Annotated in this window: 13 protein-coding genes; 9 read left to right on the top strand and 4 right to left on the bottom strand. The window is 73.3% G+C overall.

Going from position 1 to position 15,965, the window contains the following annotated elements:
* Positions 1–22: 22 nt before the first annotated feature.
* Both CLV63_RS34385 and CLV63_RS03165 read left to right on the top strand, forming a co-directional pair.
* On the top strand, positions 23–1,036 hold the full coding sequence (locus CLV63_RS34385) for an OmpA family protein (RefSeq protein WP_245928539.1): 1,014 nt from the start codon (positions 23–25) through the stop codon (positions 1,034–1,036).
* 19 nt (positions 1,037–1,055) lie between these two features.
* Positions 1,056–1,583: a hypothetical protein gene (locus CLV63_RS03165; protein WP_106581354.1), complete on the top strand. Its 528-nt coding sequence runs from the start codon at positions 1,056–1,058 to the stop codon at positions 1,581–1,583.
* Between the two features lie 89 nt (positions 1,584–1,672).
* On the opposite strand, the gene CLV63_RS03160 is transcribed toward CLV63_RS03165, so the two are convergent.
* The 4 genes from CLV63_RS03160 to CLV63_RS03145 form a co-directional block, all read right to left on the bottom strand.
* Complete coding sequence (locus CLV63_RS03160; RefSeq protein WP_106581353.1) at positions 1,673–4,111, bottom strand: beta-xylosidase/alpha-l-arabinosidase; 2,439 nt, start codon at positions 4,109–4,111, stop codon at positions 1,673–1,675.
* Between the two features lie 85 nt (positions 4,112–4,196).
* Positions 4,197–5,102, bottom strand: coding sequence for a carbohydrate ABC transporter permease (locus CLV63_RS03155; RefSeq protein ID WP_106581352.1), 906 nt, complete (start codon positions 5,100–5,102; stop codon positions 4,197–4,199).
* Positions 5,099–6,025: a carbohydrate ABC transporter permease gene (locus CLV63_RS03150; RefSeq protein ID WP_106581671.1), complete on the bottom strand. Its 927-nt coding sequence runs from the start codon at positions 6,023–6,025 to the stop codon at positions 5,099–5,101. Before CLV63_RS03150 ends, CLV63_RS03155 begins: the two co-directional genes overlap by 4 nt.
* 11 nt (positions 6,026–6,036) lie before the next feature.
* The gene (locus CLV63_RS03145; protein ID WP_106581351.1) at positions 6,037–7,317 is read right to left on the bottom strand and encodes an ABC transporter substrate-binding protein; all 1,281 of its coding nucleotides are present in this window, start codon (positions 7,315–7,317) and stop codon (positions 6,037–6,039) included.
* Positions 7,318–7,512: 195 nt separating this feature from the next.
* Between CLV63_RS03145 and CLV63_RS03140 the strand changes: the two genes are divergently transcribed.
* The 7 genes from CLV63_RS03140 to aac(3) all read left to right on the top strand — a co-directional run bounded on the left by CLV63_RS03140 (position 7,513) and on the right by aac(3) (position 15,962).
* Positions 7,513–8,514, top strand: a complete 1,002-nt coding sequence (locus CLV63_RS03140) for a LacI family DNA-binding transcriptional regulator (RefSeq protein ID WP_281260685.1) — start codon at positions 7,513–7,515, stop codon at positions 8,512–8,514.
* A gap of 408 nt (positions 8,515–8,922) precedes the next feature.
* The gene (locus tag CLV63_RS03135; protein WP_106581349.1) at positions 8,923–10,335 is read left to right on the top strand and encodes a GntP family permease; all 1,413 of its coding nucleotides are present in this window, start codon (positions 8,923–8,925) and stop codon (positions 10,333–10,335) included.
* 56 nt (positions 10,336–10,391) lie between these two features.
* Positions 10,392–11,567: a CaiB/BaiF CoA transferase family protein gene (locus CLV63_RS03130; protein ID WP_106581348.1), complete on the top strand. Its 1,176-nt coding sequence runs from the start codon at positions 10,392–10,394 to the stop codon at positions 11,565–11,567.
* Positions 11,567–12,433: an HpcH/HpaI aldolase/citrate lyase family protein gene (locus CLV63_RS03125; protein WP_106581347.1), complete on the top strand. Its 867-nt coding sequence runs from the start codon at positions 11,567–11,569 to the stop codon at positions 12,431–12,433. The genes CLV63_RS03130 and CLV63_RS03125 overlap by 1 nt, the downstream gene beginning before the upstream one ends.
* Positions 12,434–12,448: 15 nt before the next feature.
* Positions 12,449–13,432: a LysR substrate-binding domain-containing protein gene (locus CLV63_RS03120; RefSeq protein ID WP_106581346.1), complete on the top strand. Its 984-nt coding sequence runs from the start codon at positions 12,449–12,451 to the stop codon at positions 13,430–13,432.
* Between the two features lie 590 nt (positions 13,433–14,022).
* Positions 14,023–14,976, top strand: coding sequence for an SDR family oxidoreductase (locus CLV63_RS03115; protein WP_106581345.1), 954 nt, complete (start codon positions 14,023–14,025; stop codon positions 14,974–14,976).
* A 137-nt stretch (positions 14,977–15,113) separates the two neighbouring features.
* Complete coding sequence (gene aac(3), locus CLV63_RS03110) at positions 15,114–15,962, top strand: aminoglycoside 3-N-acetyltransferase (RefSeq protein ID WP_106581344.1); 849 nt, start codon at positions 15,114–15,116, stop codon at positions 15,960–15,962.
* The last annotated feature ends 3 nt before the right edge of the window (positions 15,963–15,965 follow it).

Genomic DNA, 15,965 nt, shown 5'->3' with positions numbered 1-15,965 from the left:
CCACACCGAAAGGGCTGACCGAATGAACCACCCGCGCACGTGGATCGCCGCCGCCTCCGCGCTGGCCGTCCTGCTCACCGCGTGCTCGCCGGGCGGAACCGGCGGCGGAACCGGCGACGGAACCGGCAAGGACCCCGAAACCGGCAAGGGAGGCGGTGCGGGCGGGTCCCGGCCGCTCGCCGCCACGGACGACACCGGACTGACGGGCGGCGCCCGCACCGAGATCACCCGGCTGCACCGCATCCCCGGCGACATGGTCGTCCTGGGCTTCCGGATCACCAACACCGACGACGAACCGGTCCAGATCTACTCCGAACTCTCCCTCCAGGACTCGGGCGCCGAGCTCACCTCGCCCAGCGGCGCAGTACTCCTCGACCTTGACGGGATGAAGCACTACGCCCCTCGGACCTATAAGGACGACAACTGCTTCTGCTCGATCTGGCCGGGCGACCACATCGCCCCGGACGACTCGCTGTCGGGCTGGGCGGCGTTCCCCGCGCCGCCCAAGGACGTCACCGCGCTCAGCGTCGCCCTCCCCACCAGCCCGGTGATCCCCGACGTCCCCCTCGGCGGGCAGCGCAAGGCGCCCGAGGATCCAAAGGGCGACCTCGTCGAACCGCGCGTGTTCGACCTCCGCCAGATCGAGGAGGACCTCGGCGGCGGCTCGACCCGCGAGGACTCGCCGGACAAGACCAACGTGATGCTCTCCTCCGATGTGCTGTTCGACCTGAACAAGTCGACCCTGACCACCAAGGCCGACGCGGCCCTCGCCAACGTCGCGACGGAGATCGACGAGTCCGCCGCGTCGGAGGTCGCCGTCGACGGCTACACCGACAACAGCGGGGACGACGCGATCAACCAGCCGCTGTCGGAGAAGCGCGCGGCTGAGGTCACCAAGAAGCTCAAGGCGCTGGTCGAACGCGACGGCGTCGAGTTCACCGCCACCGGTCACGGGTCGGCCGACCCGGTCGCCTCGAACGAGACCGACGCGGGCCGGGAGAAGAACCGCCGTGTCACCGTCGCGTTCGCGAAATAGCAAGGGAACGGGTACCGCCATGAACCGCATGATCCGCGCAGCGCTCGCCGTTGCCGTACTGCTCGCCGCCGGGACCGCTCCCTCCGCCGCCGCGGAGAAGCCGCCGGTCCTCGGGTCGGCCGACTTCACCGGGGAGTTCAGCCACAACGCCGAGCGGGGGGAGATCGAGGCCAGTGTCGAGGTCAACACCCTCAAGCGGCCCAAGGACGGGCGCCTGGTCAACCTGATGTACACGATCCACAACGAGGACAAGGAGGAGTTCTACCCGGTGTCCGCGCTCAGCTCCAGCTCGGTGTACGACTACGGGCCGATCAAGTCGAAGAGCGGGGCGGTCCTGGACGCCGGCGGTACGACCCGCTACCACACCCTCACCGACGAGCAGTTCTACTGCTTCTGCTCCAACGCCAACGGCTTCGCCACCACCGACGTCCTGGACCCCGGCACCTCCGGTGTCCTGTGGGCGTCGTTCCTCGTGCCCGAGGACGTCGAGCGGGTCACGGTCCGCATCCCCGCGTTCGGGCCGGTCGAGGACGTCCCCATCGGGTGACCGGGCGGCGCCGCCGTGGCCGGCCGCGTGGTCGGCCGCGGCATCCTCCTCTACGGCGCGCCCGCGTGGCGTGTCCTGCGAGCCCCGCCTCATTCCGGTCCGACCCGGGCCTCGCTCACCAGGTGCCGGGTGTGGTCGACGACGCGGAGCGGGCCGTCGAGGCGGACACGCGCGGTATGGCGCGGCTCCGCGCTCGACGCCGCGAGGCACAGTTCCAGCTCCCCCGGTTCGACGATGCGGTGCCCGTCGATGTCGGTGTAGGCGGCGAGGTCGGAATGCACGGTGAACTCGACCCGGCGGGCGGCGCCCGGGTCGAGGCGCACCTTTGCGTAGCCGATCAGCCGCCGCACGGGGCGTGTCACCCGTGCCACCGGGTCGCTCAGGTAGAGCTGGACGACGTCGGCGCCCGGGGCTGCTCCGACGTTGCGCACCGTGCAGCCGTACGTGACCGACCCGTCGGTGTCCGCGACCGCGGACTCCCCGGGGGCCGCGGCCCGGCCGCCGATCCGGGCGTCCTCCCAGCGGAACCGCGTGTAGGACAGCCCGTGGCCGAACGGGTAGAGCGGCGTGGGGTCCACCGAACTCACCTCACTGCGGTGGGCGAGCGGCGGGGCGAGGTAGCCCGCGGGTTGGCCGCCCGGTGTCCTCGGCACGCCGATGGGCAGTCGGCCGCTGGGCCCGACCCGGCCCGTGAGGACCCCCGCCACCGCCGCCGCGCCCTCTTCGCCCGGAAAGTACGCCTGGACGACGGCCGCGACCCGGTCGGCGATCCCGCCCAGCGCGTAGGGCCGGCCGGTGAGGAGCACCAGGACCACAGGCGTCCCGGTGTCGGCGAGCGCCTCGATGAGCTGCTGCTGCATGCCCGGCAGCCGCAGGTCCTCGGCATCGCAGCCCTCGCCGGAGGTGCCGCGGCCGAACAGTCCGGCCCGGTCGCCGAGCACGGCGACGCAGATCTCCGCGGACCGCGCCGATTCGACCGCTGCGGCGATCCCCTCGGTGCCGGTCCCGTCGACCGCGCAGCCGGCCCGGTGGTCGACCCGTGTACCGGGCAGGTGGGCGCGCAGGGCCGCCAGCAGGGTGGGTGCCTCGACGCCCAGACCGATCCCCGGGTGGTGCACGCCGACGTGGCTGGGGAAGGAGTAGCCGCCGAGCAGGGCGTCGGCGGTGTCGGCGCACGGGCCCACCACGGCGAGGCGTCGCGGCGCCGCGAGCGGCAGCACGCCGTCGGCGTTGGCGAGCAGCACCACGGACTCCTCGGCGAGGCGGCGGGCCAGCCGTCGCTGCTCGGGGGGATCGAGGTCGACCCCGCCCCGGGCCGAGGGCTCGGCGGGGTCCGGGTCGTCCTGCCCACCGTCGGGCAGCGGCGTCCAGTCGGGGTCGAGCAGGCCCAGTTCGCACTTTTGCAGCAGGACGCGCCGCGCTGCGCGGTCGACCAGGTCGGCGGGGACCTCGCCGGCGCGGACGGCCGCCACCAGCCCCTCTCCGAAGCAGCGCACGGTGGGCAGTTCGACGTCCACGCCCGCCCGCAGCGCCAGCGCGGCGGCATGGGCGGGTGACCCCGCGACCCCGTGCAGGGTCTCCAGGAACGAGATCCCGAAGTAGTCGGACACCACCGTGCCCTCGAAGCCCCACTCCTCGCGCAGCACCCCGGTGAGGAGGGAGAGGTCGGCGGCGACCGGGACCCCGTCATTGTCGGTGTAGGAGGGCATGACCGACCGCGCCCCGCCGTCGCGCACCGCCATCTCGAACGGCGGGAGGAGGACGTCGGCGATCTCTCGGGCGCCCGCGGAGACCGGTGCCAGATTGCGTCCCGCGCGCGAGGCCGAGTATCCGACGAAGTGCTTGAGGGTGGCGACGACCCCCGCCGACTGCAATCCCCGGACATAGGCGGTGCCGATGGTGCCGACCAGGTACGGGTCCTCGCCGATGGTCTCCTCGGTGCGCCCCCACCGCAGGTCGCGCGCGACGTCGAGGACGGGTGCCAGCCCCTGGTGGACGCCGACCCCGCGCATGCTCCACCCGATCTGGGCCGCCATGGCCTCGACGAGTCCCGGGGAGAACGCCGCGCCCCATGCCAGCGGGACCGGGTAGATCGCGGCCTGCCACGCGGTGAAGCCCGCCAGGCACTCCTCGTGGGCCAGCGCCGGTATCCCGAAGCGGCCGGCCGCGGCGATCTGCTCCTGGGACCGCGCCAGCGCGCGCATCCCCCTGGCAGGGTCTACCGGCGCCGTTCCGAAGGGGCGGGTGAGCTGGCCCAGGCCGGCGGCGATGGCACGGTCCCAGTCGATGGGCTCCTCGGTGAGGTCGTGCTGATGCGGCGCGACCCTCTCGCCGGACTCCGGCACACCCACCCAGATGCCGTAGAGCTGGGCGGTCTTCTCCTCCACGGTCATGAGCCGCAGCAGCCGGTCCACCCGTTCGGCCGCGGGCAGGGACGGATCACGCCACGGCTCCCCGGCCCCGGGAACGCGGGAGCGCTCCGGAGGGGATGCGGGGGAGTCGGTGGCGGGATCGGGCAGACGCGTCATATGCCGTCCTTCGTCGGTGGGTGCCCGCGCGCCCGCGGGGCTTCGTGCGGTCCGCCGAAGAGCGGACCGGGTGGTGTGGCCCGCGCTACCTGCCGCCTACCCCCATGAGGCCGCTGACCAGGGAGCGCCGGGCGATGAGGTAGACGACGAGGATCGGCACCGCCGAGAGCACCACGGCCGCCAGGAGGCCGGGGATGTCCACCCGGTACTGCCCCTGGAACTCGAAGAGCCCCAATGTGATCAGCCGCCGCTCGCGCGACTGGGTCAGGATCAGCGGGAAGAGGAAGCCGTTCCACGCCTGGAGTGCCGCGTACACGGCCACCGTGGCGAGGCCCGACCGGGAGAGCGGCAGGACGAGCCGGACGAAGGTGCGGACCGGTCCGGCGCCGTCGAGTGCCATGGCCTCGTAGAGGTCGGTGGAGATGTCGCGCAGCGTGCCGGTGAGGATGAGTACGCATACGGGCAGCGCGAACGCCGCCGTGGGGAGCACGATCGCCGTCAGCGAGTCGTAGAGGCCGAGTTCGACGATGACGAGGTAGACGGGCACGATCACCGCCTGCGAGGGGATCGCCAGGCCCAGCAGGAAGACGAGGAAGGTGCCGGAGGCCCACCGTGCCCTCGACCGCACCACGGCGTAGCCCGTGGTCACCGCCAGAACCACGACCAGGGCCACCACCCCTGCTGTGACCAGGAGCGTGTTCAGCACGAAGGTGAGGAGGCCGTTCTCCACGGCCGCGACGTAGTTGCGCAGCGTCGGGTCGCTCGGCGGCGTGAGCGGGCCCCGCGCCGTGTAGTCCTCGCTGCGCTGGAACGTCGCGATGAGGAGCGCGTAGACCGGCACGCCGACGACGACCAGCCAGCCGAGTGCCCCCGCACCGGCGAGCAGGTTGGGCCGGGGGCGGCGGGAGCGGCGGGGGCGCGCAGGAGCGCGGGTCCCCGGACCGGGGTGTGCGGTGGGGGCAGCGAGCCGTGCCGCGGGCGGCGCGTTCACATCCCCTCCCGGGTGCTGCGCATCGCCCCGAACCCGGTGAGGCGGACCATGACCAGTGACACCGCCGTCGCCGCGATGACGAGCGTGGCGGCGATCGCGGCGGAGTAGCCCATCTCCCAGCCCACGAAACCGGAGCGGTACATCAGGTAGGGGACGATCGTGGTGGCGGTCCCGGGCCCGCCGCCGGTGAGGATGAGGACGGTCTCGAAGTAGGTCAGCGACCCCACGACCATGAGCACCGACGACATCGTGACCGTGTGGCGCAGTTGCGGCAGGGTGATGTGCCGGAAGGACCGCAGCGTCCCGGCGCCGTCGATCCGGGCCGCCTGGTACAGCGACTCCGGGATCTGGCGCGCACCGCTCTGGTAGAGCAGCATGTGGAACGGGATGAACTGCCACGCGGTGACGAGCACGATGACGAGGAAGGCGCTCCCGGCGCCGCCGAGGACGCCGGCATCGGACAGGCCCAGCCAGGGACCGATCTGGGCGAGCGGGCCGAAGTTCGGGTCCAGCAGGGACTTCCAGATGATCGCGATCGCCGCCGAGGAGAGCAGCAGCGGCACGAAGAAGACCGCTGCGAGGACGGCGCGGTTGCGCTGCCTCCCCGCGGCCCAGACGCCGAGGAGCAGGCTGATCGGCGTCTGCACGGCCCAGTTCGCCGCGGTGAGGCCGGCGCTGAGCCCGACCGCCTGGTGCATGAGGCCGTCCCCGGCGAGCCGTGACCAGTTCTGCCCGCCGACGAACCGCGGCGTTCCGAGGCCGTCCCACGAGGTGAAGGACAGGTAGGCCACGAGTCCCAAGGGCAGCACGGCGAACAGGCAGAAGAACACCAGGCCGGGCAGCACCCAGAGCGCGCCGGGCCGGCCGACGCCGGGCCCGGCCCGGCGGGCGGCGCCCCTCGCGGGGGCGCCGCCCGTGCGCAGGGCTGCGCTGCTCACCGCAGTTCCGCCAGGGCGTCGACGAACTGCTCGGGCGTGCTCTGGCCGTTGAACAGCTTCCCGATCTCGTCGGCCATGGGCGTCGCCGTCTCCGGGGGGAGCGCCTGGTCCCAGGAGAGCTGGAAGTTCGGCGCGTCGCGCACCATCTCGTACTGGAACGCGGCGAAGTCGGGGGTGGGGGCGTCGTCGAGGGCGTCCTCGGCGTCGGTGGTCGTCGGCACCTCGCCGTTCTCGACCATGTCCTTGACGTAGGCGTCGGTGGACGTCTCCTTGAGGAACTCGGCGGCCGCGTCGGTGTGGGCGCTGTCGGAGGTCACCGAGAAGTAGTTGGTGGGGTTGCCGACGACGTTGGCGGGGTCGCCTTCACCCTCCGGCATCGGGGGGAAGGCGGCATAGCCGAGAGAGTCCTTGGCGAACTCCGGAGCCTGGTCGAGGTGGGTCGAGTACTCCCAGGAGCCCATGAGGTGCATCGCGGCCTTGCCCTCGGACAGCAGCGCCGAGGCCGCGCCCTCGGTGAAGCTCACCGACGCGAAGTTCTTCCCGAAGGCGCCGCGGTCGACCAGGTCCTCGACGGTTTCGGCGGCCTTGAGGACCGCGGGGTCGCGCCACCCTTCGGCGTCGCCCTCCTGGATGCGCTGGAACACCTCGGGGCCGCCGATGCGGTCGACGAGGTACTGGAGCCACATCTGCTCGGTCCAGGTGTCGGCGCCGCCGAGGGCGAAGGGGGTGATGCCCTCGTCGGAGAACGTGTCGACCAGTTCGAGGACGTCCTCCCACGTCTCCGGCGGTTCGGCGGCGGCGTCGGCGAAGACGTCCTTGTTGTAGAAGACCAGCACCGGCTGGGTGCCGCGCAGGGGGATGCCGTACTGGACCCCGTCGATCTTGCCCGCGTCGAGGACCGAAGGGATGAACGATTCGGCGAACTCCGGGTCGCCGTCCATGAGGTCGTCGAGCGGCATCAGCAGGTCCGCGTCGACGTAGGGGCGGATGCTGCCGCCGCCCCAGTTGAAGAAGACGTCGGGCCGGTTGCGCGACTTCATGACCGTGCGCACCTTGTCCTGGTAGCTGTCTCCGGGGACCTGGTCGATGACCGCGTCGACCTCGGAGTCCTGGTTGAACCGCTCGACGGCGGCCTCCTGCACGACGACCAGGCTGTCCTGGTACATCCAGACATGCATCGAATCGTCGCCCGAGCCGCCGGGCCCGCCACCGCATGCGGTGGCCGCGAGGAGCCCGAGCGCGAGCGCCGCAGCGGCACCGCTCTTTGGAGTAGCCATGGCCACGTCCCATCGAAACTATCGATTTTATTATCGCAAGTTATGCGGCAGAATTTACGTGGCGTCGATGACGGCCGTCAATACACCAATGAGATCCGGGACACACGAAAACGATGGACGCCGGGGTGACCGGGTAGATTGGGCGCCGTGTCTGTAGATCCCGCATCAGCGCCCGGTGCCGCTCCGATCGAACCCGTGACGATCTCGAAAATTGCGAAAGCCGCCGGTGTGTCCGTGCCGACGGTGTCCAAGGTCCTGAACGGCCGGAACGACGTCGCGCCCGAAACCCGGTCGCGCATCGAGGAGCTCATCCACCGGCACGGGTACCGGCGCCGCCGAGGGCCGGGCGGCGGCCGCTCGGCAACCGTCGACCTGGTCTTCCACGAACTGGACAGCGCCTGGGCCATCGAGGTCATCCGCGGCGTCGAGCGGGTGACACGGGCCGAGGGCCTGAGCGTCGTCCTCTCCGAATCGGGCGGTGCGCAGACCCCGCGGGACGCCTGGGTCGACTCCGTGCTGGCCCGCCAGTCGGCGGCGGCGATCCTGGTGTTCTCCGACCTCGCACCCGCGCAGCGCGACCGGTTGACGGCCCGCGGCATCCCGTGCGTCGTCGTCGACCCCACCGGCGACCCCGGCGACGACGGCATCCCCTCGATCGGCTCCGCCAACTGGAGCGGCGGCCTTGCCGCCACTCGGCACCTCATCGAACTGGGCCATGAGCGGATCGGCGTGATCGGCGGCCCGCGCGACGTCCTGTGCAGCCGGGCCCGGATCGACGGCTACCGCGCCGCGCTCGAAACGGCCGGTCTCGACGTCGTCCCCGAGCTGATCCGAGAGGGCGACTTCCACGTCGAGGGCGGCCGCGACAATGGGCGGGAGCTGCTGCGCATGGACCATCCGCCGACGGCGGTCTTCGCGGGCAGCGACCTCCAGGCGATGGGCGTCTACGAGGCGGCCCGCGAATTGGGCGTCCGCATCCCCGAGGAGCTCAGCGTGGTCGGCTTCGACGATCTGCCCGTGGCCCGGTGGGTGGGGCCGCCGCTCACCACGGTGCGCCAGCCGCTGACCGAGATGGCCGAGGAGGCGACGCGCCTCGCGCTGAGCCTCAGCCGGGGGGAGCGGCCCGCCAACCTCCGGCTGGACCTCGCCACCGACCTCGTCGTCCGCCAGAGCACGGCGGCACCCCGCACCGCCTGAAGGGCCGTCGGCGCGCCGCCGTGTCCGGCGGACGACCCCGGGCGTCCGGGCCGGCGGGGTGACCCGTAAGGTTGCCACCTGCGGGAACCCAGCCGCCCCCCGGTATAAGCGGCGCTTATGCGGGGATTGGGAACCGGCCCCTACCGGAGCCGGCCGCGATTGGGTTCCATGGTCAGGTCTGTGTCGTGGACCACAGGGTCCCGGCATTCACACCGCCGTCGCCCGGGCGCCCGCCACCGCCGCCCGGCCGGTCGCAGCGGGCCGGAGTCCGGGAACGTGCCGGGGCCGCAACGGCCGCGCCCGCACCACCGCGTGCTATCGGGCGCCGGCTATCGGGCACCGGACCCCCGCCGCCGCGACCGGACCACGGCATCACCACCCGACACGGGTCTTATACGAGAGAGCAAGATGACTGACACCTTGGTCGTGCTGCATACAGCGATCGCCATCATCGGGGTGGTCGTGCTGATCCTGGCCGCCCGCTTCGAGCCGGTGATCGCCCTGGTGATCGGCTCGGTCTACCTGGGCCTCACCGCGGGCCTGGGCTTCGAGGGGACGATCGGCACGATCGCGAAGGGCTTCGGCGACATCATGGCCGAGGTCGGCCTGCTCATCGGCTTCGGCGTCCTCATGGGGTCGCTGCTGATGTCCATGGGGGCGCTCCAGAAGCTGGTCGAGCTGCTGCTGAGAATCCTCGGCCCGAGACGGCTCCCCTACGCGCTCAGCGCGGTCCTGAGCACCATCTTCCCGTCCATCTACGTGGACGTGCAGCTCGTCCTCGCGGCACCGCTGGCCCGGGCCGCGGCCCCCCGCATCGGCCGCCACGGCATCGCGATGATGGGCGGCGCGCTGAGCTCCGGCATCCTCGTGGGCTACGTGTTCGTCGTCCCCGGCCTGGGCACCGTGTCGATCGCCGGGCTGCTCGGCGTCCCGCTGGGGACGATGCTGCTGTACGGGTCCGTTGTGGGGCTCTCCACCGCCGTGCTCACGACGCTGGTCTACGGGCTGCTGCTGAAGCGCGGCTTCTGGAACGAGGCGAAGGACGAGGTGGCGGTCGCCGCGGCGGACGGCGAATCCGCGGCCGCCGCGGGCGGCGCGCCCGACGCGGGCGAACCGGCCGGCGCCGCGGACCGCGCAGCGGGCGAGGGACAGGTCGCGCCGCGGACGCCGCCGCTGTCCGTCTCGCTGCTGCCCATCCTGGTCCCGCTGCTGCTGATCGCCTCGGGCGCGATCGCCGAGGCCGCCGGGGTGAAGTCCCCCGTGGTCGGCTTCTTCGGCGACCCCGCCCTCGCGCTGTTCGTCGGCCTGCTCGGCGCGTACCTGCTGGCCAGGCGCACACTCGGCGGGCAGCGGACCGGCGAGGCCATGAACGAGGGCCTCAACACCACCGGGCAGATCCTGCTGGTCACGGGCGTCGGCGGGTCGCTGGGGGCCGTCATCGGCGAGACCGCGCTCGAAGGGGTCCTGTCCGGCTTCTTCTCGGCCGAGTCGGGGACGCCGACCCTGATCGCCATCCTGCTGGCCTGGCTGGTCGCCGCCGTCCTGCACCTCGCCATCGGGTCGATCTCGGTCGCCGCCATCGCCGCCGCGGGCATCCTCGCCCCGATCATGGGCGGCCTGGACGTGCCCACGCCGGTCCTCGGCCTCGCCATCGGCTCCGGCGCACTGTTCGCGCTCCAGGTGAACAGCAACTTCTTCTGGATGTTCCAGGCGCTGCTGGGGATCACCACCCGGGGCGCGCTCAAGGCGCTGACCTTCGTGACCGCGCTGGCGTCGGTGATCTCCCTCGTCATGGTCGCGGCGCTCACCCTCGTGATGTGACCGGCCGGCGGACCCAGGACAGCTCACCACCGTTGAGAACACGGAGAACAAGGCACATGCAGCCGCTGCGCGGAACAACCGTCGTCTCCCTGGAGCAGGCCATCGCCGCTCCCTACGCGAGCCGCCACCTGGCCGACCTCGGGGCGCGCGTCATCAAGGTGGAGCGCCCCGGCGTCGGCGACTTCGCCCGCGGCTACGACGCGCGCGTGAACGGGATGAGCTCCCATTTCGTGTGGGTCAACCGCAGCAAGGAGTCGCTGTCGCTCGACATCAAGGACCCCCGCGGCATCGCCCTGCTGCGGAAGCTGCTCGCCCGCGCCGACGTGTTCATCCAGAACCTGGCGCCCGGGGCCGCCGCCCGGGCGGGGCTCGGGGCCGCGGAGCTCCAGGCCGCGAACCCCGGCCTCGTCGTCTGCGACATCTCCGGCTACGGGGCGCCGGGCCCCTACGAGTCGATGAAGGCGTACGACCTGATGGTGCAGAGCGAGGCGGGCCTGCTCTCCATCACCGGCAGCGCGGAGGACATGGCGAAGGTCGGCATCTCGGTGTCCGACATCGCCGCCGGCATGTACGCCTACAGCTCGATCCTCGCCGCCCTGCTGGAGCGGGGGCGGACCGGCATCGGCGGCCACGTGGACGTGTCGATGCTGGAGGCCACGGTCGAGTGGATGGGGTTCCCCCTCTACTACGCCTACGACGGCGGGCCGCCGCCCCCGCGCGCCGGGGCCGCGCACGCGACGATCTACCCGTACGGCCCGTTCACCGCCTGCGACGGCAAGGTGGTCATGATGAGCATCCAGAACGAGCGCGAATGGCGCGCGTTCTGCGAGCGCTTCCTCGACCGGCCGGAGCTCGCCGACGACCCCGCCTACGCCACCAACGCGGACCGCAACGCCAACCGCGACGCGCTCGGCGCCGTCATCGCCGCGCGCTTCGCCGAACTGCCCAGCGAGGACGCCGCCGCCCTGCTCGCCGCGATCCCCGTCGCCCACGCCCGGGTCAACACCCTCGCCGAGGTGTGGCGGCACCCGCAGCTCGCCGCCCGCGGACGCTGGCACGACGTCGACACCCCGACCGGGCGGGTCCCCTCCCTCGCGCTGCCGGGCCTCCCCGGCGCCGAACCGCGGATGGACCCCGTTCCGGGGCTCGGCGAGCACACCCGCGCCGTCCTCACCGAACTGGGCCTGTCGGCGGCCGAGGTCGACGGGCTCCAGGACGAGGGGGTCGTCTGATGGCCGCGGCCGCACCGGACGTCCCCGGCGCCCGCAGCGGACCGCTGGCGGCGGCGGTCACCTGGCTTTTCGTCCCGGCGGCCCGGCCCGACCGGTTCGCGAAGGCACTGCGCAGCGGCGCCGACGCCGTCATCCTCGACCTGGAGGACAGCGTGTCCGCGGCGGACAAGGACGCCGCGCGTGAGGCACTGGCGACGGCATGGCCGGCCGATGCCGGGACCCCCGGCACCCCCGCGGTCGCGGTGCGCGTCAACGGCCTCAACTCCGCGGAGTTCGCCGCCGACGCCGCGGCCTGCCGCGCGCTGCGCCCCGCGGCGGTCGTCCTGCCCAAGGCCGAGTCGGCGCACGACGTGCGGTCCGCCGCCGAGGCGGTGGCGGCACCGGTGCTGCCCCTGATCGAATCCGCGCGGGGGCTGGTGGACCTGCGCGACATCGCGGGCTGCCCCGAGTCCGCCCGCCTGCTGTTCGGCACCGTCGACCTCGCCCTCGACCTGGGCGTCACGGCCGACGCCGCGCTCGACACGGCACGCGGCGACCTGGTGCGCTGGTCCGCGGCGTGCGCCCTGCCCCCTCCCGTCGACGGCGTCACCACGGCCCTGCGCGACGCCGACACCGCCACGCGCGACGCCGCCCGCGCCAGGGAATGGGGTTTCGGCGGGAAGCTGTGCGTCCACCCCGCACAAGTCCAGCCCGTGGCCGCGGCTTTCGCGCCCGGAGCGGCCGAGCTGGAATGGGCCCGCGAGGTGCTGGCGCTGGAACACGAAGGTGCCGCGGCCCGCGATGGTGAGATGATCGATCGTCCCGTCGTGGAACGCGCCCGCCGCATCCTGCTGCGCGCCGGGCAGAGCGGCCCGGGCCAGGGCTGAGGAAAGGGGGCGGCGGTGGACATCGCCCATCTGCGCGACTTCATCGCCGTCGTCGAGAGCGGCAGCCTCACCCGCGCGGCCGCGCGGCTGTTCGTCTCGCAACCCGCCGTCAGCCAGCGGATGAGCCAGCTGGAATACGAGCTGGGGGCGCGGCTGGTGGAGCGCGGCCCCAGGGGAGTGGTGCCCACACCGGCCGGCCGCGCCCTCTACCGGGAGGCGCAGCAGCTCGTCCGCCGGTTCGACCGGCTCGCCGAGGACATCGGCGCCGACCGGCACAGCGTCCAGGGTCCGGTGGCGGTCGGCCTGCCGACAACGGTCGCCGTCCACCTCGCGCCGGCCCTGTTCTCCTGGACCAAGCGGCACTACCCGGGTGTGCACCTGCAACTGTTCGAGTCGATGAGCGGCTACATCCAGGAACTGCTACTGGTCGGCCGCCTGGACCTGGCCGTCCTCTACCGCGATGACGCCGCGCCCCGGCCGGCCGAGACGGCGCTGTACGCGGAGGACCTCTACCTGGTCGGGCGGGCGGCGCCCGGCGCGGAACCGGCCGGAGCCGGGGAGGCGGCGGTCGCGCACGCCTCGCCGGGCGAGGTGCCGCTGGCCGACCTGCACGGGCTGCCGCTGGTGCTCCCCGGCCCCCGGAGCAACCTCCGCTCCCTGGTCGACCGGGTCTTCGCGGAGTCCGGCGCGGTGCCCACCATCATCGCCGACGTGGACTCCCTCGGCGCGATGATGCGCATCGCCGAGAGCGGCGAGGCGCACACGGTCCTGCCCCTGTCGAGCGTCGCCGCGCTGGGCAGCGCGCCCGGGCTCGACGTCCGGCGGATCACCGACCCCGTCATCGGGCGCTGCATCGCGGTCAGCGCCGCAGGGGAGTACTACGAACCGCGCGACGCCGTCGCCGCGGTCCGGCACGGCATGGTCGAGGTGACGGCGCGGCTCGCCGAGCAGGACGCCTGGCCCGGCATCCGGCTCGCCCCCGGCGCCGCCCCGGCCTGAAGCCCCGGCCCGGCCGGCGCACGCGCCGCCGCGCACCCCCTTGTACGGGCTCCTCCGCCCAGGATCCGGCGGAGCAGGCGGGCGGGCGGCCGTCTGCCGGCTAAAGGCGGCGGACACTCCCGCGGCGAGCGCGACGCAGAGCAGCACATAGGCGTCCCGGTACCTGCTCCACTTCTGCTGGAGCTCGAAGTCGACGATCCGGCCGGCGGTCCGCACGCCGCCGGCGAGCCGCCGCTCCCTGACCGTGTAGAAGGCGCCGAATCCTGCGGCGACGGCCGCCATCACGAGCAGCACCGCCGCGACGAGTACGCGGTCGTCCATTGCCGTCTCCATCGTTCGCGTCCGGAATCCGCGCCGGCGGACCGGGCGGCGCCACCGCCGCGGACGCGCGGCGGAACCCCGGCCTCCGGCGGCGAGAACACCTTAGCCGCCGGGTTTCCGGCGGGCGGCGCGGCTCCCGCGTTCCGGTGGTGCCGGGCCGACCGCGGCGGTATCCTGGGCCGAATCGGATCCGCACCCTTCGCCTCCGGTGGCCGCGAGGCCGCGGGCGAAGGCGCAAGATCTCCGCCGAGCAGTGGGAGAGCCTTGCCATGGACCACCCGAATCCGCGTGCACCCGAAAGCGCCCGCCTGCGGCTGCTGACCGCCGTCAGCCCGCGCAAGAGCGAAGGCGCCAGCCCCACCGGCATCGTCGGACGCAGCCTGGCGCGGCAGCTGCTCGCCGCGGGCGACCGCGTCCGCGTGCTCGCCGAGCCCGACCAGACGCACGGCTGGCCCGCGGCGGTCGAACTGGTCGCCGGCTCCATCACCCGGCCGCCGGCGCACGCCGCGGTGTTCGACGGAGTCGACTCCGTCTTCCTCGCCGGTGCCGACCCCGTGTCCGCGCGCGCCGCGATGGTCCTCGCGCGGGCGGCCGGCGTCCGGCGGATCGTGGTGCTGTCCTCGCACGGACCCGAATACGAGGCGGCGAACCCGCCGGAGACCTGGTTCTGGCTGGCCGTGGAGCAGACCGTCGAGCACTCGGGGATGGAGTGGGCCCACATCCGCCCCTCGGCGGTCATGGGCGCGATGTTCGAGGGCTGCTACCCCGCCACGGGATCGGGCTGGCCCGACACCATCCGGAGCGGGCCGGTCGTCAGGGAGGCGCTCCTCGACAGCGGCCACTACCCGTTCATCCACGAAGACGACCTCGCTGCCGTCGCGGCGGCGGCACTGCGCGAGGACGCCTACGGCGGCACCGTCATCGAGGCGGTCGGCCCGCCGCTCAGCACGCGCTCGCGCGTGCGGAGCATCGCCGACGCCATCGGCGGCGGCATCGCCACCGCCGAACTGTCGCCCGCCGACGGCCGCGCGGACTGGCGGCGCCGCGGCTGGCCCGACGGCGCCATCGACGTCACCCTGTACGCCCTGGCGGAGTACGGTGAACGGCTCGCCGAACTCACCCAATGGACGCTCGACCAGCGGCCCTCCGTGCGGGAGATCATCGGCCGCCCGCTCCGCACCTACGACGAATGGGCGGTCGAGAACGCCGACCGGTTCCGCTGACACCGCCCCCGCACCGCCCGTCCTCGTCCGGTGCCGACCGGCCGCGGCACGGCCCCGCGGCCGCCCGCGCGGGACCGGGCGCCGGTGCGCCGAAAACCGGTGGGGACGGCGCCCCGGCGTCGGCTAGGTTCGCGCCCATGGACGAAACGGAGCTCCTCGAGCGCGCCGGCGGGCCGGTCACCCGCCGCCGGATGGCCCGCGACCTGACCGCCCTCGGGCTCGCCGACGGCGACATCGTCATGTTCCACACGCAGATGTCCGCGATCGGGTACGTGGCGGGCGGGCCCCCGACGGTCATCGGCGCGCTCGGCGACGTCGTGGGGGAGCGGGGCTGCCTGATGGTGACCTGCGGCTGGAACGACGCCCCGCCCTACGGATTCACGGACTGGCCGCCCGCATGGCAGGAGCTCCTGCGCGCGGAGCACCCCGCGTACGACCCCGTCCGGAGCGAGGCCGACCACGCCAACGGCCGCCTCCCCGAGGCGCTGCGCCGCTACCCGGGCGCCGTACGCAGCCGCCACCCCGATGCGAGCTTCGCCGCACTCGGCGCCGCGTCGGCGGCGCTCATGGCGGACCACCCCTGGGACGGCCCGCACGGCCCCGGCAGCCCGCTGGCCCGGCTGGTCGCCATGGGCGGCCGCGTCCTCCTCCTCGGCGCGCCGCTGGAGAGCCTCACGATCCTGCACCACGCCGAGGCGCTCGCCGACGCCCCCGGCAAGCGGTTCGTCGCCTACGAGCAGCCGATCACCCTCGACGGTGAGCGGGTCTGGCGGGGCTTCCACGACATCGACTCGGAGAACGGGGCGTTCGACTACTCGTCGGCGGTGCCCGAAGGGCAGGACCCGTTCGACGCGATCGCGCGGGACCTGGTCGCCGCCGGAGCCGGCCGCAGCGGCATGGTCGGCGCAGCGGAGAGCCACCTGTTCGAGGCGGGCGAGCTCGTGGACTTCGGCGTCGCCTGGATCGAGGAGCGGCTGGGCCGGTGACCC

Origin of the sequence: Murinocardiopsis flavida, from assembly GCF_003014485.1 — a bacterium.
Lineage (GTDB): Bacteria > Actinomycetota > Actinomycetes > Streptosporangiales > Streptosporangiaceae > Murinocardiopsis > Murinocardiopsis flavida.
The sequence above is the reverse complement of the archived record's forward strand: the minus strand, read 5'-3'. Positions and strand labels throughout refer to the sequence as shown.